Origin of the sequence: Ramlibacter rhizophilus, assembly GCF_004681965.1 — a bacterium.
In the GTDB taxonomy this organism is placed as follows: Bacteria; Pseudomonadota; Gammaproteobacteria; order Burkholderiales; family Burkholderiaceae_C; genus Ramlibacter; species Ramlibacter rhizophilus.
The window spans coordinates 110,927-131,722 of the sequence record NZ_SMLL01000001.1 but is presented as its reverse complement, the minus strand read 5'-3'; the positions used below and the strand labels follow the sequence as shown (position 1 = coordinate 131,722).

The following is a 20,796-nucleotide window of genomic DNA, read 5'->3' as shown; positions in this document are numbered from 1 at the left end:
AGCTGTGAATCCCTTCACACCTTCCGGGGCCGCTTAGACGGCGGCGGCAGCCACCTTGCTGGGGAGCTTTTCCTTGATGCGGGCCGACTTGCCGCTGCGCTCGCGCAGGAAGTACAGCTTGGCGCGGCGCACGTCGCCGCGGCGCTTGACCTCGATGCCGGCGATGAGCGGGCTGTAGGTCTGGAAAGTGCGCTCGACACCTTCGCCGCTGGAGATCTTGCGCACGGTGAAGGCGCTGTTGAGGCCGCGGTTGCGCTTGGCAATGACCACGCCTTCGTAGGCCTGCACGCGCTTGCGGGTGCCTTCGACCACGTTGACGCTGACGATCACGGTGTCGCCGGGGGCGAACACGGGGATCTTCTTGCCCAGGCGGTCGATTTCCTGCTGCTCCAGGCTCTGGATGATGTTCATGAAAGTTTCCTTGTGGGATCGTGTCCGCGCTGCGCTAGGGGCCCTGGCGACGCATCGAGCGGTTGTTCGAGCGGCTATGGGCGGCCGGACAGAGGATCGGGAAAGCCCGCGATTATAGCTGGCCGAGAAACTGCTCGTCCTGGCGGGTGAGGCGCCCGGCCGCGCGCGCTGCCTCGATCAGCTCGGGCCGCAGCCGGGCGGTGATGGCGAGGCGCTGCTCGCGGCGCCAGCGCTCGATCTGGGCGTGGTGCCCCGACAGCAGCGGCGCCGGGACGCCCTGCCCCTGCCAGTTCTCCGGCCGGGTGTAGTGCGGGCAGTCGAGCAGGCCGTCCAGGGCCGGGTTGAAGCTGTCTTCCTGGTGGCTGCCGGCGTCGTTGAGCACGCCCGGCTGCAGGCGGGCGACCGCGTCGAGCAGGGCCATGGCGGCGACCTCGCCGCCGGAAAGCACGAAATCGCCCAGGCTGATCTGCGCATCGACGAAGGTGTCGATGAAGCGCTGGTCGATGCCTTCGTAGCGGCCGCACAGCAGGATGGCGCCGGGCCCGCGCGCCTCCTGCTCGACGCGGGCATGCGCGAGGCGCTCGCCCAGCGGGGAGAACAGCAGCAGCGGCGCGGTATCGGCACGCTCGGCCCGGATGGCGCCGACGCAGCGCGCCAGCGGCTCGGCCAACATGACCATGCCCGGCCCGCCGCCGAAGGGCCGGTCGTCCACGCGGCGGTAGGCGCCCTCGGCGAAGTCGCGCGGGTTCCACAGGCGCACGTCCACCTGCCTCGACTCGAAGGCCCGGCGCGTGACGCCGCTTTCGAGGAAAGGCCCGAACAGCTCGGGAAACAGGGTGATGAGGTCGAAGCGCATGGGCCGGCCGCCCGTTCAGTAATCGCGCTGCCAGTCGACCGTGATGCGACGGCCGGGCAGGTCCACCGCATCGACGTAGGCCGACACGAAGGGGATCATGCGCTCGCGCGCCTGCCCCGCCTCCTCGTAGGCCAGCACCAGCACCGTCTGCGGGCCGGTCGCCAGCAGGTCCTGCACGCGGCCGAGGGCCTCGCCTTCGCGGTTGAACACGTCCAGGCCGATCAGGTCGACCCAGTAGTACTCGTCGTCGGCGGCGGTGGGAAAGCTGGTGCGGGGCACGAAGATCCGCGCGCCCTTCAAGGCTTCGCTGGCGCCGCGGTCGTCGATGTCATGGGCACTGGCGACGATGCCGCCGGAGTGCTCGCGCGCTTCGCGGATGCGAAGCAGCACGGTGCCGCTGAAGGCCTGCGGGCCGCGATCCGCCGGCTGCAGCCACCAGCGCCGGGAAGAAAAAAGCGCTTCCGGGGAAGCGCTGTGGGGCAGGACCTTGAACCAGCCCTTGATGCCCCATGCGTCCAGGATGCGTCCGACTTCGACGGCGTCCGCGGGCAGTTCCGCGGCTTCGAGGGAGAGGGTCATCCTGGCTGGCGCGGCACCTGCGGGCTCAAGCGGCGGGGGCAGCGGCCGGCGTGGCCTTGACGGCCTGCTTGATCAGGCGCTCGACCGTGGGGGAAGCCTGCGCGCCCACGCCCTGCCAGTAGCTGAGGCGATCCTGCGCGACGCGCAGGCCCTCTTCGCCTTCCTTGGCGGTGGGGTTGTAGAACCCGATGCGCTCGATGAAGCGCCCGTCGCGGCGAACGCGCTTGTCCGCCACGACGATGTTGAAGAACGGACGGTGCTTGGCGCCGCCGCGGGAGAGTCGGATCACGACCATGATTTATCCTTGGGGTGGATGGGCTGCCGCGCCTGGCTGCAAGCCCGCCATAGTTCTTCCAGCGTTGAGACACGCGACATGGCCACCCGGCCAGCGACACGCTGAAAAGCCCGCGATTATAGCTTTCCGAGTTCCATGAGCACGATCCGTCCCAGCCGCGAGGAAGACCTGACGGCCATCACGGCCATTTACGCCCACCACGTGCTGCACGGCACGGGCACCTTCGAGACCACGCCCCCCACCGAGGCCGAGATGGCCGCGCGCCGCCAGGACGTGCTGGGCAAGTCCCTGCCCTACCTGGTGGTAGAGGACGAGGGCCAGGTGCTCGGCTTCGCCTACTGCCAGTGGTTCAAGCCGCGCCCGGCCTATCGCTATTCGGCCGAGGACTCCATCTACATGCACCCCGACGCGCGCGGTCGGGGCCTGGGCCGCCAGCTGCTCGCGCAGCTGGTGGCGCACGCCGAGGACGCGGGCCTGCGCAAGCTGATCGCCGTGATCGGCGACTCCGGCAACGCGGGCTCCATCGGCGTGCACCGCGCACTGGGCTTCAGCGACGTGGGCACCGTGCGCGCCTGCGGCTGGAAGTTCGGGCGCTGGCTGGACATCGTGATGATGGAGCGGTCCCTGGGCGAGGCGGACGGCACGCCGCCGGCGCAAGCGGCATGAGGCGCACGCGCAGCAAGACGCTGGCCGCCTGGCTGGCGTTCATCGGCGGTCCGCTCGGACTGCACCGCTTCTACCTGCGCGGCCTGGGCGACATGCTCGGCTGGCTGCTGCCGGTGCCCACGGCGCTGGGGCTCTACGGCATCGAGCGCGTGCAGCAGTTCGGGCAGGACGACGTCCTGAGCTGGCTGCTGATCCCGCTGCTGGGCTTCACCATCGCCGGCTGCGCGCTCACGGCCATCGTCTATGGCCTCATGCCGCGCGAACGCTGGAACGCCCGCTTCAATCCGCAGTCGGACCCCGAGGCACCGGCCGGCGGCACGAGCTGGCTCACCATCGGCGCGGTGGTGGCGTCGCTCATGATCGGCACCGCGGTGCTGATGGCGAGCATCGCCTTCAGCTTCCAGCGCTACTTCGAGTACCAGATCGAGGAAGGGCGGAAGATCTCGCAGTGAGCCGGATCGGGGCCGCCCGGCACGGCTCCCGCGCACCCTCTCACGCGTGGCGCAGGACGATGCCTTCGATCAGGTTGGCCACGTCCTCGCACTTGTCGGTGACGGACTCCAGCAGCTCGTACACCGCCTTGAGCTTGAGGACCTCGCGCACGTCGGGCTCCTCGCGGAACAGGCGGCTCATGGCACTGCGCATCACGCGGTCGGCGTCGGACTCGAGCTGGTCGATCTCCTCGCAGGTCTTGAGCGCGGCCTCGGCCGTGGGCCCGTCGGAGAGCCTGCCGATCAGCGCCACCGCGTCCTTCAGGCGCTCGCAGCACTTGACGCTCAGGTCCGTGAGGCGGCGGATCTCGTCGTTCACCGCGCGCAGGTCGTACAAGGCCATGGTCTCGGCCGAGTCCTGGAGCAGGTCGGCCACGTCGTCCATGGTGTTGATCAGCTTGTGGATCTGGTCGCGCTCCAGCGGCGGGTTCGCGCCGCGATGGATCATGCGGTTGACCTCGTGCGTCAGGCGGTCGGCCGCGTGCTCGGCGTTGTCCACGGCGCGCGTGTACTGATCGCGCAGCTTGGGGTCGCTATAGTTGTCCACCAGCTGCTGGAAAGCCCGGGCCGCCTCGACGATGCGCTCCGCGTGCTGGTTGAACAACTCGAAGAACTTGCCTTCACGCGGCAGCAGCTTGCCAAGAAGCATGGACAGTATCTTTCGCGCGTCAGACGATGACGGTTCTGTGACGACGCCCAGTGTAGCGCGCCACCCTGGTGCATTCCCGGGCGGCCCGACCCTGGTGCACGCCGACGATCACCTGCTGGTCTTCGACAAGCCCGCCGGCCTGCTGAGCGTGCCGGGGCGCGGCGCGCACCTGCAGGACTGCCTGTCCGCGCGGGCGCAGGCGCGCTGGCCGGACGCCCTCGTGGTGCACCGCCTGGACATGGCCACCTCGGGCCTGCTGCTGATGGCGCGCGGCGAGGCCATGCAGGTCGCGCTGTCCAAGGCCTTCGCGGCGGGCGCCATCGGCAAGACCTACGAAGCGGTCGTGCAAGGTCGGCTGGCGCCCGACCCCGATGCACCGTGGCGCGAGATCGCCCTGCCCCTGGCGGCCGACTGGCCGAACCGTCCGCGGCAGAAGGTCGATGTCGCGAACGGCAAGCCCAGCCGCACCCGCTGGCGCGTGCTGGGGCTCGGCAGGGACTGGACGCACCTGGCGCTGCAGCCGCTGACCGGCCGCACGCACCAGCTGCGCGTGCACCTGCAGGCCCTGGGCCATCCCATCCTGGGCGATGCGCTCTACGGCTGCGAGCGCTCGCAGGCTCGCGCCCCGCGACTGCTGCTGCACGCGAGCCGGCTGTCCTTCACCCATCCGGTGCTCGGCACGACCTTGTGCCTGCGATCGGCGCCGAGCTTTCCGGCCCCGGAACCCGGGGACGGCGGCGCCGGTCTCACCCATTTCCCCGGAGCCCTGCCATGAACCCCTCGCCCCTGCGCCGCAGCCTCGTCGCCGCCTTCGTCGCCTCGCCCGCGCTCCTGCTGCCGGCACGCGCCCAGGGACTGCCGCTCACCCCGCGCCAGACCGAAGGCCCCTTCTACCCCGTCGAGCTGCCCGCGGACCGGGACCACGACCTGCTGCACACCGGGCCGCGCCGCTACGCGCAGGGCCAGCCGGCCTGGCTGGAGGGGCAGGTGCTCGACACCGGCGGGCGGCCCGTGGCGGGCGCCCAGGTCGAGATCTGGCAGTGCGACCAGGACGGCCACTACCACCACCCGGGCGACCGCGGCCGGGCCGACCCCGCCTTCCAGGGCTTCGGGCAGGTGCAGGTCGGCGACGACGGGCGCTACCGCTTCCGCACCATCAAGCCCGCGCCCTACAGCGGCCGCACGCCGCACATCCACGTGAAGGTGCGGCGCGGCGAGCGCGAGCTGCTCACCACCCAGCTCTACGTCGAGGGCGAGCCGCGCAACGCGCGCGACTTCCTCTGGACCCGCCTGTCACCGGCCGAGCGGGCGCGCATCACCGTGCCTTTCACACCGGGCAGCGACGGCCTGCAGGCGCGCTTTCCCATCGTCGTCCAGGCCACCTGAATGAACCCACCCATGAGCACCCGCCCCCTCACTCTCATCACCGGCGCCTCGCGCGGCATGGGCCTGGCCATGGCCCGGCAACTGATCGCGCAGGGGCACGCGCTGGTCTGCATCGCGCGCCACCCCAACCCGCAGCTCCAGGAGGCCGCCCGCGCGGCCGGCACCGCTTGCGAGCAGTGGCCCGACGACCTGGCGCGGCCCGAGACCGCGGCGTCGCGGATGGAAGGCTGGCTGCAGCAGCGCGGCGATGCCGGCCTCGCGTCCGTCACCTTGATCAACAACGCCGGCCTCATCCCGCGCATCGCGCCGCTGGCGGAGATCCCCGCGCGCGAGCTGTCCGATGCGCTGCGCGTGGACCTGGAGGCGCCCCTGCTGCTGACCAGCGCCTTCCTGCGCGCCACGGCCAACTGGAAGATCCCGCGCAAGGTGCTGAACATCTCCTCGGGCCTGGGCCGCCGCGCCATGGCCTCGCAGGCCGCCTACTGCGCGGCCAAGGCGGGCATGGACCACTTCACCCGCTGCGTGGCGCTGGACGAGGCGCGCAGCGGCAACGGCGCGCGGGTCTGCTCGCTCGCGCCCGGCGTGATCGATACCGACATGCAGGCGCAGCTGCGAGGCGCCGACGCCGCGCGCTTTCCAGACCGCGAAGGCTTCGTCGGCCTGAAACAGAAGGGGGCGCTGGACTCGCCCGAGACAGCGGCGGCCAAGGTGCTGGCCTACCTGGAAAGAGCCGACTTCGGCAGCGAGCCGGTGGCCGACGTGCGGGGATAGCGTCCTCTCCTTCCCCCCTTGGGGGAAGGCAGGGATGGGGGCCCGCGTGAAGTGGCGTGTCCGGCGCGCGTGGCCCCCACCCCAGCCCTCCCCCAAAGGGGGAGGGGGTGTGCTTGCTCAGGCGGGCCCCTGGAAACCACCCGCCCGCAGGGTGACCACCAGCGTGTCGCGCCAGCCCACATCGCCCGCGGGCTGGATGGGCGTGGTCTCGTGGATGACCCGCGCGTCGTCCAGCAGCAGCAGGCTCCAGGGTTCGCTCAGCGTGAAGCGCATGCCGGCCGGGCCCTCGGCCTGGAACACGCGGGTCTCGCCGCCCTTGATCGCTTCGCGCGCGACGAGGAACACCGCCACCAGGTCGACGCCGTCGCGGTGCGCGCCCTCGGGCGTCGGCCTGCCGATGCCGCCGGCCGTGTCGATGCGGAACTGGTGCGCCTCGGCGAACCAGCGCCTCTGTCCCTTGAGCGCGGAGGCCACCCGACCCAGGGCGGCGATCAGCCGCTGCCAGGCCGGCGTCTCGGTCACTTCCGCGCCCATGGGTTCGAACCAGCGCTCCATGCCGCCATGCAGCGCGTTGTATTCGACCGGCTGCCAGTGCGCCCGGTGCGGCGCCGGTTCGATGCGTTCGCCGTCGATCACCAGGTTGGCGTGGCGACGGCGCCGGTAGCGGCCGCCGTCCTTGAGGTACTCGTCCGGCGGCAGGGTGTTCCAGCTCGGGCCCCAGGCGCGCAGTTCCTCGATGCCCACGCCGGCCAGCCGGCACACGGCCGTCGCATCCAGCACCGCAAAACCGTGCTGGCGCAACTGCGCATCGAGTTCTTCAACGGGCGTGAGAGGCGCGGCGAGGCTCATCCCGCCGAGCATACCCGCCGCAACTACTCGACCTTCACGCCCTTCCAGAAGGCGACCCGTCCGCGGACCATGTCGGCCTCGGGCTTGGGATCGGGGTAGTACCAGGCGGCGTCAGGGTTGAGTTCGCCATTGACCAGCAGCGAGTAGTAGGAGGCCTCACCCTTCCAGGCGCAGGTGCTGCGGTGGTTGCTGAAGGTGACGTAGCGGCGGTCCAGCGCCGACTCGGGGAAGTAGTGGTTGCCCTCGACCAGCACCGTGTCGTCGCTCTCGGCGACCACCACGCCGTTCCAGCTTGCCTTCATGGCCTGTCCCTCACGCGAAAAAGAGGCAGCCTATCAGAGCGCCGCGGCCGGGGCCGCGAGCCACTGCACGCAGAACCAGCGCTCCTCGTCCAGCCAGGCCGGCCCGGGCCGGAAGCCCGCCTGCAGGGCCAGCGCGCCCAGCCCGTCGAGGGTGTACTTGTGCGAGCTCTCAGTATGCAGGGTCTCGCCCTCCTCGATCTCGACGGCCGTGCCGCCCAGGCGCACGTCCTGGCGGCACCGGCTCACCAGGTGCATCTCGATGCGCTGCAGGCGCGGCTCGTAGAAGGCGTAGTGGTCGAAGGCGGACAGGTCGAAGCGTGTGCCCAGCTCGCGGTTGGCGCGCGCGAGCAGGTTGAGGTTGAAGGCGGCCGTGACGCCCTGTCTGTCGTTGTAGGCGGCGTGCAGCCGCTGCGGGTCCTTGACCAGGTCCACCCCCAGCAGCAGGCCACCCCCGCGCAGCAGCTCGGCGGCGCCGCGCAGGAAGGCGAGCGCCTCCTCGGGCGTGAAGTTGCCGATGGTGGAGCCGGGGAAGAAGCCCACCCGGCGCACGCCGGGCTCGGGGGCGGGAAGCAAGAGGCGCTGGGTGTAGTCGGCCGCGAGCGGTTGCACGTCCAGGCCCGGGTAGTCGCGGCGCAGGCCGGCCGCGGCGGCCTGCAGGTGCGCGGCGGAGATGTCCACCGGGCGGAAGCAGCGCGGCTCGCGCAGCTCGTCCAGGATCAGCCGCACCTTGTCGCAGGAGCCCGCACCGAATTCGACAAGCTCCGCGCCCGGCCCGATCACGTCGGCCATCTCGCGCGCATGCGCCTGAAGGATGGCGCGCTCGGTGCGCGTGGGGTAGTACTCCGGCAGCTCGCAGATGCGGTCGAACAGGCGCGAGCCTTCGGCGTCGTAGAACCACTTGGGCGAGATGCTGCGCGGGCGGCGGGTGAAGGCGGCGAGCAGGTCGCGGGCGAAGGGCTCGTCGGCCGGCCAGGGGCGCGCGGCCACGGTGTCGAACGAGGCGGCGGGTCGGCCCGCCTCGTGGGCGAGGCGCGGGGAGCTGGTCAGCAAGAAACCTCCTTGGCCAGTCGCAGGCCGGTGAACTGCCAGCGCGCCGCCGGCGGAAAGAAGTTGCGGTACGTCGGCCGGGCATGGCCTTCGGGCGTGGCGTGGCTGCCGCCGCGCAGCACGATCTGGCCGACCATGAACTTGCCGTTGTACTCGCCCACGGCGCCGGCCAGCGGCTGGAAGCCCGGGTACGGGTCGTACGAGGAGCGCGTCCATTGCCAGGCATGGCCGCTCATCTGCTCCAGGCCGGGATGCCCGCAGGCCGCCTCCCACTCGAACTCGGTGGGCAGGCGCGCACCGGCCCACTGCGCATACGCGGCCGCTTCGTAGAAGCTCAGGTGCATCACGGGCGCCTGCGGGTCCAGCGGCGCGAGCCCGTGCAGGCCGAACACCTGCCACTGGGGCGACGGCGCGCGCGCATCGCCCGGCTCGATCCAGTAGCCCGGCGCGCGCCAGCCTTGCGCCTGCACCTGCGCCCAGCCGTCGGACAGCCAGAGCGAAGGATCCCTATAGCCGCCCTCCTCCATGAACTGCAGCCACTCGCCGCAGTTCACGAGCCGGTCGGCCAACGCGTAGGGACGCAGCAGCACGTCGTGGCGCGGCTGCTCGTTGTCGAAGGCGAAGCCCGCACCCCCGTGGCCCACCGCGGCCTTGCCACCCTCGAACGCCACCCAGTGCAGCGGCCGGGGCGGGGTGGCCAGGCGCAAGCCACGCGCCGCCGGCTGGCAGGCCGGCAGCAGCGGGTTGCAGGAGAAGGCATGCAGGATGTCGGTGAGGATCAGCTCCTGGTGCTGCTGCTCGTGCTGGCAACCGAGTTCCACCAGGTCCGCGACCTCGCGCCAGCGGTCCTCGTCGCAGTCGGCCAGGAAGCGTGCCACCGCCTCGTCCACATGGGCGCGGTAGGCGAGGACCTCGTCCAGCGAGGGCCGGCTCAGGAGCCCGCGCTGCGGCCGCGGGTGCCGCGAACCGAGGGACTCGTAGTAGGAGTTGAACAGGTGCAGCAGCTTCGGATCGAAGAGGCGGTAGCCCGGTGCGTGCGCCTGCAGCACCACCACCTCGAAGAACCAGCTGGTGTGCGCGAGGTGCCACTTGGTGGGGCTCGCGTCGGGCATGGACTGGATGCACTGGTCTTCCGCGGTGAGCGGCGCGGCCAGCGCCAGGCTGTGGGCCCGCACCCGCGTCAGCCGGCCGGCGGCGGCCTGCCGTTGCGGCGCGCTGGCGGGGAATGAACCGGAGGGGCTGCTGGCGGGCATCGAACAAGTCTCCTGGAAGGCTGCGGGCCGGCGGCGGCCTGTCCAGCCGAACGCGATCCGCCGCGCAGGTTAACCCGGACAGCCGCAGCCGGCGTGTCAGTGATGCCCGATGTAACGCCGAGGAAGAGTGCAACGGATCAGCGGCTTTGCTCCTTCCCCCTCTGGGGGAAGGCTGGGATGGGGGCCGCGCGGAAAGATGCGTTGTTCGGCGCGCGGGACCCCCACCCCTACCCTCCCCCAGAGGGGGAGGGAGAACTTCAAGTCGCCTCGTCCAGCACGGCCTCGCGCAGCCATCTGCGCACCGACTCCATGTGCTGGCGCTCGGTCTCCAGCGCCACCGTGAAGGCCTGCGCCATGTCGGCGTGGCCGGCATCCTCGGCCAGCTCGACCAGCAGGTCCCAGCCGGCGTTGTCGCCCATCTCCACCATGAGCAGCGAGTTCAGCGCCTGGGCCAGCGTCGTGCGCGGGTCGCTGATCACCTGCAGGTGGCCGCTGCCGGCCACGCCCGCGATGTCGGCACAGGGCGTCATGGCGGTGGGATCGGCCCCCAGGCCTTCGAGGTACTTGCCGACCATGTGGAAGTGCGATTCCTCGTCGTCGCGGAAACGCTGCAGGGTCGGGATGTCCAGCATGGGCCCGCCGCTGGCCGCCGAGGCCTTCACCAGCAGGGCTTCGTAGAGGCGCACGCCGGTGCGCTCGTAGGCCAGGCGTTCGCCCAGCTTGTCGATCAGCACCGAAGGCTTGTTGCCCTTCATGGTGGCCTTGAGCGTGGTGGCCACGCCCTTGATCTTCCCGGGCACGGGGACGGAGCCGACGCGGTCGGCCTCCAGGGCGTAGCTGCGACGCAGTTCACTGAGCTGGTCGCTGTTGCCCGCTGGGACGAGCGCGGTTTCGCTGCGGGCGAACTTGATCATGTCGTCACGGCTCATCGGGGCCATGTCCAGGCCGGTGCGGTTCAGGCCGGTTGCGACTTCGTTTTCCATGGGGTTGCTCCTTGTATTGCTGCCAACCGGATCAGACCACCGGCGCGTTCGCTGCCGGAACCATGTCGCGCCGCAGCTCGGTGCCGGGCGTCCAGCGCCAGCCGGCCGAGACGTCCTGCGAGGGCGAGCCCTGCGAATTGAGCTGGTTGCGATGCGAGATCGAAGCGACCGATTCAGCGTCTTCATCGACGAACTCGGTGCCGTCCTTGCGCAGCGTGACCTCGTCCGCCAGGACCTTGCGCACGAACTCGCGCTGGCTCTTGTACTCGATGCCCGGCGGCAGCGAGCCGTCGCCGAGCAGCTCGGCGGGGTCGCGCCGCTCGATGTCCTTGAACAGGCGCATGGCCACCTGCAGGTGCCCCAGCTCGTAGTCCAGGAAGCGCTCCCAGAGCGCGCGCAGCTGCGGGTTGCTCTCCTGCCGCGCGCAGGCCTCGTAGTTCCACACCTCCGCGGCCTCGTGCAGCACGAGCTTCTCCAGGGGCGACTCGTCGGGGTTCAGCATGGAGCCGTAGTGCGTGATGTGCTGGCTCTCCACCGAAGCGATCTCGGCGTACAGCAGGCGGGCCGCCGGGTCGGCGAAGGTGGGGCCCACGACCATGTAGTAGTCGTGCGTCTGGTACTCGCCGCCGACCAGGGTGATCGCGTTGAGCTTGGTGCCCAGGCGCGAGTCGCGCGCATAAGGCTGCATCAGGTCGTCCTGCGGCGCGCGGTGGTGGACCAGGGTCGGGCGGCCGGGCACGACGTCCGTGTAACCCTGCAGGATGGTGTTGGAGTCCTTGCCCTCCAGGCGGTCCATCAGCGCGGAGTAGCGATAGAGGTGGTCGAAGTCCTCCAGCAGCCCGAAGCGGTAGCCCTGCGCCATGAGCGGGTCCTGCTCGATCTTCGCCACCGACGCGGTGACCTCGATGGCCACCTGCTCGTAGGCGATGGTGGTCTCCAGCGGCGAGTGGTCCGCCGACATCATCCAGTTGATGGCGGTGGCCTGGTGCTGCTCGGTGCGCATCAGCTGCGCGATGGGAACGCGGGCGTCACGGTTCATCCGCAACAGCACCTGCTTCAGGCGCAGCGCATCGAGCTCGACGCCGTTCATGAGGATGACGCGGATGCGACTGTAGGCATCGTCGTCCAGCTTGCTCAATGGCTTGCGCACCAGCTCGCGCCAGGTGAATCGCTGCTGGTCCAGCGGCGTGCCGCGGTCGTTCAAGAGGTTGATGGCCATGGTGTCTTTCCTGCTCCGACTAGAAGGGGTTGGTGCCGATGGAAACCGGCAATCGGCGTGCCTGGGAAACCGTCCACCTAGGGCTGCCCCAGGAAGTTGTGGACCGAGGTCGCCGCGATGGCCGCCTGGCCGGCGGCCACGTTGATCTGGTTCAGCCCCTGGGCCACGTCGCCGGCGGCCCAGAGGCCCGGCACGGCGGTGCGCTGGTGCGCATCGACCTCGAGCTGCCCGTCCTCGCCGGCACGGGCGCCCAGGGCCGTGGCGAGGGCCGAGGCGTGGCGCTGGCCCAGCGCGGGATAGAGCACGTCGAAGTTCAGGCTGGCGCCATCTTCCATGTGGACGGCGATGCCCTCGCCCGGACTGCAGGCGATGCGCCGGGGCTGGCCATTGGCCACGCGCACGCCGCAGGCGGCGAGCCGCTCGCCTGCCGCACTGTCCACGTCCTGCCGCGTTCCCATGGACAGCCAGGTGACTTCGTTGTCGAAGCCGGCCACGAAGAGCGCCTCGCGCAGGCCGTGTTCCTCGCGCCCGAGCACGGCCACGCGCTGGTGCTGGGTCTCGAAACCGTCGCACACGGGGCAGTAGCGCACGTTGCCGCAGCGAAGGCCGGCGTCCAGCCCCTCGATGTCCGGTGGGATGTCGGTGGCGCCGGTGCACAGGATCACCGTGCGCGCCCGCACGATGGCCCCGGAGCCCTCCATGGCGGCCTCGAAGATGCCCTCGTCATCGCGCGCCAGCGAAGCCACCCGCGCGGCCCAGGGCTCGATGCCATAGCAGGCCGCGTGCTCGCGCATGCGCGCCAGCAGCGCGGTGCCCCCGATGCCGTCCGGAAATCCCAGCACGTTGCGCGTGCGCGGGATCCACTGCACCCGGCTCTCGCCCGCATCCACCAGGCGCAGCCGGCGCCGGAAGCGCGCGAGGTACACCGCGCTGGTGAGGCCGGCGGGGCCGGCGCCCACGACGAGGCAGTCGAGCAGGTCGGCAGATTGCGACATCAGGATACCCAGGGCAGCCGCTTGGCCACCATCAGCCAGAAGATCGCGAGGAAGGCGAAGAAGGCCACGAAGCCCAGCCCCACCCACCACCCGAACCAGCGCCAGTAGGCACGCGGCAGCGTGGTGCCCTCGCGGTCGGCCGCGGCGGCCAGGTCACGCAGCCGCATCTGGATCCACACCACCGGCAACCAGCAGGCGATCGCGAGCGCATACAGGCCCACCGACAGAGCCAGCCAGGGCGTGGACCAGGGCAGGCCCAGCCGCGACACCATCCAGGCCCCCGTGAGGGGCTGAAGCACCGCCGTGGTGGCGGTGAAGAGCCAGTCGGCCAGCACGACCTGGCGGCTCACCGCGGCGACCACCCGCACGTCGCGCCGCAGCGTGGACACCAGCAGGTAGTAGGCGGACCCCACGCCGGTGCCGAACAGCACCGTGGCGGAGATCACATGCAGCCAGTTGACGAGAAAGTAGCCTTCGCTCACCCGCGCAGTCTGGGCGGCGGCTCCAGGGTCCACAGCAGGCCGATCGCCGCGAGCAGGGGTAGGTTCTTGCTGATCGGCCCGTAGGGATGCAGCCACCACTGCGGCAGAAAGAGCGTGATCAGGAGCGTGTAGCCGCCGATGAGGACGATCTGCGACAGCCACATCGCGCGCCGCCAGCGCGGCGGACAGGCCAGCGTGAGCACCCCCAGGGCCAGGTCCAGCGTCGCCGCACCGTACAGGGCCAAAGTCGCCAGGGCCCCCGTGAGGCCCACCTGCGCCAGCAGTTCGTAGCTGCCCTGCACCGGGTAGAGCCCGAAGGACACGAGGGCGGTCCAGATCCACATCAGGGCCAAGGCCACGCGCAGCACCGGCAACCACACGCCCAGCACCGCCGAGGTGCGAAGCGCCTCGCGCGCGGCGGGCGGCACGAAGTCCTCGACTTCGCGCGGCAGGCGACCCAGCAAGGCCCGCAGCCCATCGACCGGGCCGGCGTTGCCCCGCAGCAGCATGCCGGCGGTCTCGGCATCCAGGATGCTTCCCGGAAGCCGGCCGGCCACGTGCGCCGCGCCGAGGAAGAGCCACTGGGGCAAGGGCAGCACCGGCAGCGGCCCGGCAATGCCGAGCGCGTCGCGCAGGCGCCGCAGGTAGTCCGCCATGGTGAGCTTGCGCGGGCCCACGAAGGGCAGCGTGATCAGCTCGGGCGGCGGAGACTCCAGCAGCGCCACCAGGCCTTCGACCACGTCGTCGATGTGCACCGGCTGCAGGGCCATGCGCCCGGCCTGCGGCAGCGCGAGCAGGGGTGCGGCGGCCATGCGGTTGAAGAGCGCCGCGCTCGCGCCCTCCGCGCCATAGACCACCGAGGGCTGCACGATCGCCCCCTTCAGCGGCAGGCTGCGCAGCGCGTCGTCGGCCGCCTTCTTGCTGCGGTGGTAGCGGCTGCGCGCCTGGCCGTCGGCGCCCAGGGCCGAGACCTGAACCACGGTCGGCACCCCCGTGTCCACGCAGGCGCGGAACAACTCGGCAGGCGCGCGTGCATGCAGCGCCTTGAAGCCCTGCCCCGGCGTCTCGCGGATGATGCCCACCGCGTTCACCACGGCGTCCACGCCCGCGAGGTGCTCGCGCCAGGCGCTGCGCGGCGGCACCTGGGCCAGGTCCATGGGCACCGCGCGCCAGTGGCCGGGCCCGAGCTCGAGCCGCTCGGGGCTGCGCACCGCGCAGACCAGTTCGTGGCCGCGGGCCAGCAGCGCCAACGCAAGCCGGCGCCCGATGAATCCTGTCGCTCCGGTGATCAGCACGCGCACGCCTTGCTCCTTGCCTCTTCGTTGGGACTGTCCGGCCCGAGTGTAGGCAGGCCCGCGGTTACGGCTTGCAATCACGGGGCATGCGAGACCGTGCGCATGCCTAGACTGGCCGCATGAACCTGTCCTGGAACGATGCCCTGCGCGAGGGTGTGGTCGCCGGTGTCGCGGGTGGCGCGCTGTCCGCGGCCGCCCTGGCGGCGCTGGGGCATCGCGAGACCGGCCGGCCCCTGGCCCCCATCAACGCCGTGAGCCACTGGCTGTACGAGCCCGAGGCCCTGCATGCCGACGAGGCCTCGATGCGGCACACCGGCGTGGGCCTGGTGACGCACCATGCGGCCTCGGTGCTCTGGGCCACGGTCTATGCGGTCGGCCGCCAGGCCCTGCGGCCCGGCAGCGCGCCCAGCCTGGCCGGTACCACGGCCACCGCGGCGCTCGCCGCCCTGGTGGACTTCACGATCACGCCCAAGCGCTTCACGCCGGGCTTCGAGCACCGGTTGTCGCGCGGGGCCCTCGTCGGGGTCTATGCGGCGATGGCCGTCGGCATGCTGCTGGGCGCCGCGGCCAACGCGGATTCGCCGCATGAAAGGAGATACCTGCCATGACGACATCGATCCGACTCGCCACGACCGCGGCCCTGGCCGCCGCGGTGCTGTCGCCCGCCTGGGCAGGCGGCATGCCCGCCGCCGAAGGCCCGGCGCCGCGCGCGCTCGCCAATGCGCGCGCCCTGGAGCAGGCCGACGAAGCCTTCATCCGCGCCCGCGCGCTGTGCCTGAAGCATCCGGCCGACGTGCGGGCCGCCTGCCTGGCCGACGCGCGGCAGGCGCATGCGCAGGCCATCGTCGGCGCGGCGGGCGAGCGCCTGCCTGCGGTTCAGACGCAATCGTCCTCGGTGGACAGGACGGGCGCCGCGCCCGTCGCGGTGGACGAGCGCACGCCGGGCGTGCCAGCGCGGCCCGCAGGAGTGCCCGAAACGCGCCGCTAGACGGAGGCCGCTTCCCTATGCAAACACATCCGTTCGCCCTGAGCCCTGGGCTCGCGTGGTGAGTCTCGCGCGATGGGCTTCGACAGGCCTGTCCTGAGCATCGTCGAAGGGCCCAGCCCGAACGGTCCGCGGGAGTTCGGTGCCTGTCGAAAAGTCCGTCAGACAAGCGCCTACTTCGCCTTGCCCCAGAGCTCCTCCAGCCGCGCGTCGCGGCCGCAGCGCCAGCGGTAGTAGTTGTAGCGGACGGGATTCTTCAGGTAGTAATCCTGGTGGTAGTCCTCGGCCGGGTAGAAGGCCCCCGCGCGTTCGATCTCCGTCACGATGGGCGCGTCGAAGGGCTTGCTCTTCTCCAGCGCCCGCAGCGACTCGCGCGCGGCGCGCAGCTGCTCCTCGCCATGGGCGAAGATGGCCGTGCGGTAGGGGCTGCCCACGTCGCAGAACTGGCGGTCCCGCGTGGTCGGATCGATGCTGCGCCAGAAGACCTGCAGCAGCTGCTCGTAGCTCACCTTGCCCGGGTCGTAGGTGATCTGCACGACCTCGGCATGGCCGGTCCCCTTGCCGGAGACCTGCTCGTAGCTGGGGTTGGGCACGGTGCCGCCGGTGTAGCCCGAGACGGTCTCCAGCACGCCCGGCACCTTGTCGAAGTCGGCCTCCACGCACCAGAAGCAGCCGCCCGCGAAGGTGGCGCGGGCCGTCGCGGGACTGCCCTGCGCCGCCAGCATGCCGCTGGCGAATGCGAGCGAAGCGGCCGCCAGCAGCCGGCCGAGGACGCGGCGCGACACCAGCGTCTTCATGCCTGCGACGGCGCGAAGCGCAGCGCCACTCCGTTGTTGCACCACCGCTTGCCGGTGGGCGGCGGTCCGTCGTCGAACACATGGCCCTGGTGGCCCTGGCAACGCACGCAGTGGTACTCCGTGCGCGGCCAGATCATCTTGAAGTCCAGCTGCGTGGCCACGGCGCCGGGAAGCGCGGTGTGGAAGCTCGGCCAGCCGGTGCCGCTGTCGTACTTGGCCTCGGAGGAAAAGAGCGGCAGGTCGCAGCCCGCGCAGTGGTACACCCCGGGCCGCTGCTCCTTGTCCAGGGGGCTGGAGCCCGCGGGCTCGGTGCCGTGCTTGCGCAGCACGCGGTAGGCCTCGGGGCTCAGGCGCTTCTTCCATTCGGCATCGGACAGCTCCAGCGGGGCCACGGCGGCGGGACCCGCCGCGTTCGCGAGCACGGGCGCGGAAGACCCCATCAGGAACAGCAGCTTCATGGTGGTGCGACGGTTGATCGAGGACTCGGTGCTCATGGCTGAAAGAGCCGCCGCCGGCGCGCGAAGTTCCACCGTGCGGGTACACCTTGTTTCGGCGTGTCATGGCTTTGTCACGGCGAACTCATGGGGATGACACAGGCTCTTCCTAAGGTCGCGTCTGCCTCGCCGGCACGCGACGAGCGAGGCATCCGAACCTTGCAACAACACGGAAAAAAGCCGATGACTTCCTCTCGACGCCATTTCATGAAGTTCCTGGGCGCCGGCGCGATGATCGCGCCGCTCGCCGCGCTCCATGCCCGCCCTGCCGGTGCGGCCCCCGCCTTCGGCCCCGGCTTCGGCCCGCTGAGCCCCAGCCTGCCCTTGAACAGCAGCGAACTGGTCGGCGCCTTCGGCGACCTGCGCGGCCTGCCCCTCGTCACCCTGCCGCCCGGGTTCCGCTACTGGGCCATCTCCCTGACCGGGCAGACCATGAGCGACGGCACGCTGGTGCCGGGCGACCACGACGGCATGGCCAGCTTCCGCGGACCGAACGGCACCACCGTGCTGGTGCGCAACCACGAGCTGAGCAACCGTGAGTCCAAGTTCGGCAATGCGCTGGGCGTGGACGTTGCGGCCGGCTACAAGTTCGACACGTATGCCAACGGCGGCACCACCACCCTGGTGCTGGACGAGAGCGGCAAGCTGCTGCGCGACCACGCGTCGCTTGGCGGCACCAACAACAACTGCGCGGGCGGCCCTACCCCATGGGGCACCTGGCTCACCTGCGAGGAGAACACCTCGCTGCCCAACGCCACGCTCAGCACCTACCAGCAGCGCCACGGCTACGTCTTCGAAGTGCCGGCGCTGGCAACACAGGCGGTGCAGGCCATGCCCATCCTCGGCATGGGCCGCTTCAGCCACGAAGCCACCGCGACCGACCCGCGCACGGGCATCGTGTACGAGACCGAGGACACCGGCGACAGCCTGTTCTACCGCTACGTGCCGCACCGCCCCGGCCACCTGCTGGAGGGGGGTCGCCTGCAGGCGCTGCGCCTGAAGGGCTCCACCGCCGCGGTCAACACCGGCAAGGGATTCCTTGGCCGCCTGAACCAGCCTCTGGCGGTGGACTGGGTGGAGATCGAGGACCCGGACCCCATCGACAACGCGCCCGAGCGCAGCACGCGCCGCCAGGGCCAGGTCCAGGGGGCCGCCACCTTCGTGCGCGGCGAGGGCGCCTGGTACGCCGACGGACTGATCTACTTCTGCTGCACCAGTGGTGGCGATCTCGGCGCGGGGCAGGTCTGGGCCTATGACCCGCAGCGCGAGACGCTCACGCTGGTGGTGGAGTCCACGGACGTGAACGTCCTGCACGCGCCGGACAACATCACCATCGGCCCGGACGGGCGCCTCTACATGTACGAGGACGGCAGCAACGGCAACAACATCGTCGGCCTGGATAGCGACGGCCAGTTGTTCCGCGTCGCCGAGAACGCGCTCAACGGCAGCGAGTTCTGCGGCGGCTGCTTCTCGCACAACGGCCGCTTCATGTTCGTCAACATCCAGAGCCCCGGCATCACGCTGGTGATCGAAGGGCCCTGGCGCAAGGGCCAGCGCTGAGGCGGCGGGACGACTCCGGTCATCTGGACGCAGCCTGATCCCTCCGCCGGTGGGGAACCGGCGGCGCGTGCCGCAGCGCCGCCGTCCCCGCCCGGCGCAGGAACTCTCCGACACGCCAACGTGTGCATGTCGGACCTTCGCGAAGAGAACCAAGCCGGGTCGGGTCACCCCAACCAGACATGAAAACGATCCAGCTCACTCTTCCCGTCGTGCTTGCCGCAGCCGCCGCAAGCACTGCATTGGCCCAGACCCCCGTCCCCTCCTTCAAGGCGACGGTGTTGACCGGCGAAGTCGTCACCGAGCAGAAACTGCTCGGCCAGCCCACGGTGCTGATCGTCACCCCCAGCCGGGACGCGGCGCAGGAAACCCGCCAATGGGTCCAGGCGCTTCGCAAGAACATCCAGCCGGGCAAGGTCCGCGTGCGCGATGTGCTCGCACTGGACCTGCCCTTCTTCATCTCCGAGCAGGACGCCCTGTCCCGGGCCCGCCAGAAGATTCCGGACCGGTACCACGACCAGACCTGGCTGATGAACGAAGGCCCGCTGGAGGAGGCCTTCAGCATTCCCGCCTCCAGCGAGGACGCGTTCGTGCTGGTGCTCGATTCGCAGGGCCAGGTGGTCGCACGCGCCAAGGGCCAGCCCACGCAGGCCAACCTGCAGCAGATCCAGGATGCCGTTCGCAAGCTGACCGGCTGATCCCGGAACGCTGGGCTCGCTGGCAGTGAAGAGGCTCATCGCCTTCGTCTTCGGTGCGCTGGTGCTCGTGGCGGGCTGGGGTTTCGTCGAACCCCGGCTGGTCCTCGACGAAACCCATCGAGAGGCATCCATTCCAGGGCTTCCAGAGGCCTGGGACGGCGCGCGCATCGCCGTCATGGCCGACTGGCAGACGGGCATGTGGCTGGCCAACGAGGGAATGATCCGGCGAGGCATTGCCCGTGTGGTCGCACAGGCGCCCGCCGCCCTCCTGCTCGCCGGCGACTTCCTGTACCAGCCCGTCGATGAGGAATCCGCCCAGGAAGCCAATGAAGAACTCGAGCCCGAGGACCTGAAGGAAATCGAGGCCCAGATCGCCCGTACCGTCGAACTCTTGCGGCCGGTCCTTGCGGCCGGCATTCCGGTCTATGCCGTGCTCGGGAACCACGACTACCTCAAGGAGGAGTTCGAGTCCGCAGCCGTGAGCGGGGTGGCGGACCAGCTGGCGAACGCATTGCGCAGTGCGGGGGTGACTGTCCTGCGCAACGAAGCCGTCGCCCTGCCCCCTCCGAAGGGTCGATCGCCTGTGGCCGGCGCCCGGTCCCTGTACCTGGGGGGAATCGATTCGCTCCTGGCCGGACGCGCCGAGCCCGAGCGCATGCTCGCCGCCATCCCACAGGGCGCCCCGCGCCTGGTGCTGATGCACAACCCGGACGTGTTCGCCAAGCTGCCGGCCTCGAGCGCGCCGCTCGCGCTGGCGGGTCACACGCACGGAGGGCAGATGCGGGTGCCCGGCTTTCCGCGATGGTCCTGGATGGCGCTGCGTGCGTCCGGGCGCGTCACGGTGGATGGCTGGATCCACGACTACGGTGCCCCCGGCAACCGCCTGTATGTCAATCGCGGCATCGGCTTCAGCACGGCCCCGATGCGGATCAACTGTCCGCCGGAGCTGACCTGGTTCACGCTGCGCGCGCAGCCGTCGGGAGAGACCCGGTGAAGCTGCTCGCGTACTCCCAGCAAGCCTCGAATGGACCCGCAGCGTGGAGTCCGGTGCGCCCTCGTTCGGCTGCACCGCGAGGCGTGTCCAACCCCAAACGAACCGACTGAAGGGAAATCCAATGAAGTTCAAGTCCATAGCCCTGGCTGTGTCGATGAGCCTCGGTGCCGGCTTCGCTGGCGCGCAAGCCACTCCGGCGAAGCCTCCGGGCGCGGCACCCGGCGGCGTGCTGACAGCGAGCCAATCGAAGACTGTCGAGAACCTGCAGAACGCAACCAACCGGCTGCACGAGTCGATCAAGGCCATGGAGAACAAGGGCGAAGGCAAGCAGCGCCACGAGGCGATCACGCGCGCCCAGAAGGCGCTGATCGACACCCAGCAAGCCATGCTGGCCCTGCCCGACGAGATGCGCCAGTCGCCGGCGTTCACGATGTCAACGACCGAGTACAACGAGTCGGTGAAGAAGCTGATGCAAGCCGCCGAGTCGCTGCGCAAGTCCGTTCAGGCCATGGCGCAGATGCCGGCGGGTGAAGCGCGCAACAAGGCCATCCAGCAGGTCAACCAGGCCCTGGTGGACACGCAGGCCGCGATGGTGCTGGCCTCCGTACCCGCCACGGGACAGACCGGGACCATGGGCGCTGCCGGCACCGGCACGGCCGCCAAGCCGGCGGGCGAGACGAAGAAATAGAGCGAGGCTTCCGGGGCATGGCGAGGCGAGCGCCCCGGCCATGCCATCCGGATG

Annotated in this window: 27 protein-coding genes; 11 read left to right on the top strand and 16 right to left on the bottom strand. The window is 70.5% G+C overall.

Annotated elements, in window-relative coordinates; genetic code table 11:
- Positions 1-33 precede the first annotated feature (33 nt).
- From rplS to rpsP, 4 genes are all read right to left on the bottom strand, one after another.
- Positions 34-411 carry a 50S ribosomal protein L19 gene (rplS, locus tag EZ242_RS00635; protein ID WP_135283181.1) on the bottom strand — a complete coding sequence of 126 codons (378 nt, stop codon included), beginning with the start codon at positions 409-411 and terminating at the stop codon, positions 34-36.
- A 112-nt stretch (positions 412-523) separates the two neighbouring features.
- Positions 524-1,267 (bottom strand): tRNA (guanosine(37)-N1)-methyltransferase TrmD, encoded by a 744-nt coding sequence (gene trmD / locus EZ242_RS00630; RefSeq protein ID WP_135283180.1) that lies wholly within the window; start codon positions 1,265-1,267, stop codon positions 524-526.
- A gap of 15 nt (positions 1,268-1,282) precedes the next feature.
- Positions 1,283-1,846, bottom strand: a complete 564-nt coding sequence (gene rimM / locus EZ242_RS00625) for a ribosome maturation factor RimM (protein ID WP_135283179.1) — start codon at positions 1,844-1,846, stop codon at positions 1,283-1,285.
- A 25-nt stretch (positions 1,847-1,871) separates the two neighbouring features.
- Positions 1,872-2,141 (bottom strand): 30S ribosomal protein S16, encoded by a 270-nt coding sequence (gene rpsP, locus EZ242_RS00620; protein ID WP_135283178.1) that lies wholly within the window; start codon positions 2,139-2,141, stop codon positions 1,872-1,874.
- Positions 2,142-2,276: 135 nt separating this feature from the next.
- Between rpsP and EZ242_RS00615 the strand changes: the two genes are divergently transcribed.
- Both EZ242_RS00615 and EZ242_RS00610 read left to right on the top strand, forming a co-directional pair.
- On the top strand, positions 2,277-2,807 hold the full coding sequence (locus EZ242_RS00615) for a GNAT family N-acetyltransferase (RefSeq protein WP_135283177.1): 531 nt from the start codon (positions 2,277-2,279) through the stop codon (positions 2,805-2,807).
- On the top strand, positions 2,804-3,259 hold the full coding sequence (locus EZ242_RS00610; RefSeq protein ID WP_135283176.1) for a TM2 domain-containing protein: 456 nt from the start codon (positions 2,804-2,806) through the stop codon (positions 3,257-3,259). Before EZ242_RS00615 ends, EZ242_RS00610 begins: the two co-directional genes overlap by 4 nt.
- Positions 3,260-3,299: 40 nt before the next feature.
- Here the strand turns inward: EZ242_RS00610 and EZ242_RS00605 are convergent, their stop codons facing one another.
- Complete coding sequence (locus EZ242_RS00605) at positions 3,300-3,947, bottom strand: DUF47 domain-containing protein (RefSeq protein ID WP_135283175.1); 648 nt, start codon at positions 3,945-3,947, stop codon at positions 3,300-3,302.
- Between the two features lie 94 nt (positions 3,948-4,041).
- Here EZ242_RS00605 and EZ242_RS00600 point away from each other — a divergent pair, with 94 nt between their 5' ends.
- The 3 genes from EZ242_RS00600 to EZ242_RS00590 are packed head-to-tail and all read left to right on the top strand — an operon-like array spanning position 4,042 to position 6,104.
- Positions 4,042-4,722: an RluA family pseudouridine synthase gene (locus tag EZ242_RS00600; RefSeq protein ID WP_420821217.1), complete on the top strand. Its 681-nt coding sequence runs from the start codon at positions 4,042-4,044 to the stop codon at positions 4,720-4,722.
- Positions 4,719-5,333: a dioxygenase family protein gene (locus EZ242_RS00595; protein ID WP_135283173.1), complete on the top strand. Its 615-nt coding sequence runs from the start codon at positions 4,719-4,721 to the stop codon at positions 5,331-5,333. The genes EZ242_RS00600 and EZ242_RS00595 overlap by 4 nt, the downstream gene beginning before the upstream one ends.
- Before the next feature lie 12 nt (positions 5,334-5,345).
- On the top strand, positions 5,346-6,104 hold the full coding sequence (locus EZ242_RS00590; protein WP_135283172.1) for an SDR family NAD(P)-dependent oxidoreductase: 759 nt from the start codon (positions 5,346-5,348) through the stop codon (positions 6,102-6,104).
- A gap of 117 nt (positions 6,105-6,221) precedes the next feature.
- Here the strand turns inward: EZ242_RS00590 and EZ242_RS00585 are convergent, their stop codons facing one another.
- From EZ242_RS00585 to EZ242_RS00545, 9 genes are all read right to left on the bottom strand, one after another.
- Entirely contained in the window at positions 6,222-6,953 is a 732-nt protein-coding gene (locus tag EZ242_RS00585) for a 2OG-Fe dioxygenase family protein (protein ID WP_135283171.1), read from the bottom strand.
- Positions 6,954-6,976: 23 nt separating this feature from the next.
- The gene (locus EZ242_RS00580; protein ID WP_135283170.1) at positions 6,977-7,255 is read right to left on the bottom strand and encodes a DUF427 domain-containing protein; all 279 of its coding nucleotides are present in this window, start codon (positions 7,253-7,255) and stop codon (positions 6,977-6,979) included.
- 33 nt (positions 7,256-7,288) lie between these two features.
- Positions 7,289-8,242: an L-histidine N(alpha)-methyltransferase gene (gene egtD, locus EZ242_RS00575; protein ID WP_205960587.1), complete on the bottom strand. Its 954-nt coding sequence runs from the start codon at positions 8,240-8,242 to the stop codon at positions 7,289-7,291.
- Between the two features lie 56 nt (positions 8,243-8,298).
- Positions 8,299-9,555: an ergothioneine biosynthesis protein EgtB gene (egtB, locus tag EZ242_RS00570; protein ID WP_135283168.1), complete on the bottom strand. Its 1,257-nt coding sequence runs from the start codon at positions 9,553-9,555 to the stop codon at positions 8,299-8,301.
- 257 nt (positions 9,556-9,812) lie between these two features.
- Positions 9,813-10,538, bottom strand: coding sequence for a ferritin-like domain-containing protein (locus tag EZ242_RS00565; protein ID WP_135283167.1), 726 nt, complete (start codon positions 10,536-10,538; stop codon positions 9,813-9,815).
- A gap of 31 nt (positions 10,539-10,569) precedes the next feature.
- Positions 10,570-11,757, bottom strand: a complete 1,188-nt coding sequence (locus EZ242_RS00560; RefSeq protein WP_135283166.1) for a hypothetical protein — start codon at positions 11,755-11,757, stop codon at positions 10,570-10,572.
- A gap of 77 nt (positions 11,758-11,834) precedes the next feature.
- A complete protein-coding gene (locus EZ242_RS00555; RefSeq protein WP_135283165.1) occupies positions 11,835-12,752 on the bottom strand; it encodes an NAD(P)/FAD-dependent oxidoreductase in 918 nt (305 codons plus the stop codon).
- The gene (locus EZ242_RS00550; RefSeq protein ID WP_135283164.1) at positions 12,752-13,234 is read right to left on the bottom strand and encodes a DUF2269 family protein; all 483 of its coding nucleotides are present in this window, start codon (positions 13,232-13,234) and stop codon (positions 12,752-12,754) included. Before EZ242_RS00550 ends, EZ242_RS00555 begins: the two co-directional genes overlap by 1 nt.
- Entirely contained in the window at positions 13,231-14,535 is a 1,305-nt protein-coding gene (locus EZ242_RS00545; protein WP_135283163.1) for an SDR family oxidoreductase, read from the bottom strand. Before EZ242_RS00545 ends, EZ242_RS00550 begins: the two co-directional genes overlap by 4 nt.
- Before the next feature lie 113 nt (positions 14,536-14,648).
- Here EZ242_RS00545 and EZ242_RS00540 point away from each other — a divergent pair, with 113 nt between their 5' ends.
- On the top strand, positions 14,649-15,137 hold the full coding sequence (locus EZ242_RS00540; protein ID WP_135283162.1) for a hypothetical protein: 489 nt from the start codon (positions 14,649-14,651) through the stop codon (positions 15,135-15,137).
- The gene (locus tag EZ242_RS00535) at positions 15,134-15,517 is read left to right on the top strand and encodes a hypothetical protein (RefSeq protein WP_135283161.1); all 384 of its coding nucleotides are present in this window, start codon (positions 15,134-15,136) and stop codon (positions 15,515-15,517) included. The genes EZ242_RS00540 and EZ242_RS00535 overlap by 4 nt, the downstream gene beginning before the upstream one ends.
- Before the next feature lie 170 nt (positions 15,518-15,687).
- On the opposite strand, the gene msrA is transcribed toward EZ242_RS00535, so the two are convergent.
- Positions 15,688-16,311 (bottom strand): peptide-methionine (S)-S-oxide reductase MsrA, encoded by a 624-nt coding sequence (gene msrA / locus EZ242_RS00530; protein WP_167784591.1) that lies wholly within the window; start codon positions 16,309-16,311, stop codon positions 15,688-15,690.
- Positions 16,308-16,805, bottom strand: coding sequence for a peptide-methionine (R)-S-oxide reductase MsrB (gene msrB / locus EZ242_RS00525; RefSeq protein ID WP_205960570.1), 498 nt, complete (start codon positions 16,803-16,805; stop codon positions 16,308-16,310). The genes msrA and msrB overlap by 4 nt, the downstream gene beginning before the upstream one ends.
- 183 nt (positions 16,806-16,988) lie before the next feature.
- On the opposite strand from msrB, the gene EZ242_RS00520 reads away from it, so the two are divergent.
- The 4 genes from EZ242_RS00520 to EZ242_RS00505 all read left to right on the top strand — a co-directional run bounded on the left by EZ242_RS00520 (position 16,989) and on the right by EZ242_RS00505 (position 20,742).
- Positions 16,989-18,365, top strand: coding sequence for an alkaline phosphatase PhoX (locus EZ242_RS00520; RefSeq protein WP_135283160.1), 1,377 nt, complete (start codon positions 16,989-16,991; stop codon positions 18,363-18,365).
- 239 nt (positions 18,366-18,604) lie between these two features.
- Complete coding sequence (locus EZ242_RS00515) at positions 18,605-19,060, top strand: TlpA family protein disulfide reductase (RefSeq protein WP_167784590.1); 456 nt, start codon at positions 18,605-18,607, stop codon at positions 19,058-19,060.
- A 25-nt stretch (positions 19,061-19,085) separates the two neighbouring features.
- Positions 19,086-20,054: a metallophosphoesterase gene (locus EZ242_RS00510; protein WP_205960569.1), complete on the top strand. Its 969-nt coding sequence runs from the start codon at positions 19,086-19,088 to the stop codon at positions 20,052-20,054.
- A 121-nt stretch (positions 20,055-20,175) separates the two neighbouring features.
- Complete coding sequence (locus EZ242_RS00505) at positions 20,176-20,742, top strand: hypothetical protein (RefSeq protein ID WP_135283157.1); 567 nt, start codon at positions 20,176-20,178, stop codon at positions 20,740-20,742.
- Positions 20,743-20,796: the final 54 nt, after the last annotated feature.

What these genes read in the sequence shown, in the direction of transcription:
- rpsP (WP_135283178.1), bottom strand. Translation starts at nt 2,141, where the DNA reads ATGGTCGTGATCCGACTCTCCCGCGGCGGCGCCAAGCACCGTCCGTTC.
- EZ242_RS00610 (WP_135283176.1), top strand. Translation starts at nt 2,804, where the DNA reads ATGAGGCGCACGCGCAGCAAGACGCTGGCCGCCTGGCTGGCGTTCATC.
- EZ242_RS00535 (WP_135283161.1), top strand. Translation starts at nt 15,134, where the DNA reads ATGACGACATCGATCCGACTCGCCACGACCGCGGCCCTGGCCGCCGCG.
- EZ242_RS00555 (WP_135283165.1), bottom strand. Translation starts at nt 12,752, where the DNA reads ATGTCGCAATCTGCCGACCTGCTCGACTGCCTCGTCGTGGGCGCCGGC.
- EZ242_RS00565 (WP_135283167.1), bottom strand. Translation starts at nt 10,538, where the DNA reads ATGGAAAACGAAGTCGCAACCGGCCTGAACCGCACCGGCCTGGACATG.
- trmD (WP_135283180.1), bottom strand. Translation starts at nt 1,267, where the DNA reads ATGCGCTTCGACCTCATCACCCTGTTTCCCGAGCTGTTCGGGCCTTTC.
- msrB (WP_205960570.1), bottom strand. Translation starts at nt 16,805, where the DNA reads ATGAGCACCGAGTCCTCGATCAACCGTCGCACCACCATGAAGCTGCTG.
- EZ242_RS00590 (WP_135283172.1), top strand. Translation starts at nt 5,346, where the DNA reads ATGAGCACCCGCCCCCTCACTCTCATCACCGGCGCCTCGCGCGGCATG.
- EZ242_RS00560 (WP_135283166.1), bottom strand. Translation starts at nt 11,757, where the DNA reads ATGGCCATCAACCTCTTGAACGACCGCGGCACGCCGCTGGACCAGCAG.
- EZ242_RS00615 (WP_135283177.1), top strand. Translation starts at nt 2,277, where the DNA reads ATGAGCACGATCCGTCCCAGCCGCGAGGAAGACCTGACGGCCATCACG.
- rplS (WP_135283181.1), bottom strand. Translation starts at nt 411, where the DNA reads ATGAACATCATCCAGAGCCTGGAGCAGCAGGAAATCGACCGCCTGGGC.
- EZ242_RS00595 (WP_135283173.1), top strand. Translation starts at nt 4,719, where the DNA reads ATGAACCCCTCGCCCCTGCGCCGCAGCCTCGTCGCCGCCTTCGTCGCC.
- rimM (WP_135283179.1), bottom strand. Translation starts at nt 1,846, where the DNA reads ATGACCCTCTCCCTCGAAGCCGCGGAACTGCCCGCGGACGCCGTCGAA.
- EZ242_RS00585 (WP_135283171.1), bottom strand. Translation starts at nt 6,953, where the DNA reads ATGAGCCTCGCCGCGCCTCTCACGCCCGTTGAAGAACTCGATGCGCAG.
- msrA (WP_167784591.1), bottom strand. Translation starts at nt 16,311, where the DNA reads ATGAAGACGCTGGTGTCGCGCCGCGTCCTCGGCCGGCTGCTGGCGGCC.
- EZ242_RS00580 (WP_135283170.1), bottom strand. Translation starts at nt 7,255, where the DNA reads ATGAAGGCAAGCTGGAACGGCGTGGTGGTCGCCGAGAGCGACGACACG.
- EZ242_RS00540 (WP_135283162.1), top strand. Translation starts at nt 14,649, where the DNA reads ATGAACCTGTCCTGGAACGATGCCCTGCGCGAGGGTGTGGTCGCCGGT.
- EZ242_RS00505 (WP_135283157.1), top strand. Translation starts at nt 20,176, where the DNA reads ATGAAGTTCAAGTCCATAGCCCTGGCTGTGTCGATGAGCCTCGGTGCC.
- EZ242_RS00605 (WP_135283175.1), bottom strand. Translation starts at nt 3,947, where the DNA reads ATGCTTCTTGGCAAGCTGCTGCCGCGTGAAGGCAAGTTCTTCGAGTTG.
- EZ242_RS00520 (WP_135283160.1), top strand. Translation starts at nt 16,989, where the DNA reads ATGACTTCCTCTCGACGCCATTTCATGAAGTTCCTGGGCGCCGGCGCG.
- egtB (WP_135283168.1), bottom strand. Translation starts at nt 9,555, where the DNA reads ATGCCCGCCAGCAGCCCCTCCGGTTCATTCCCCGCCAGCGCGCCGCAA.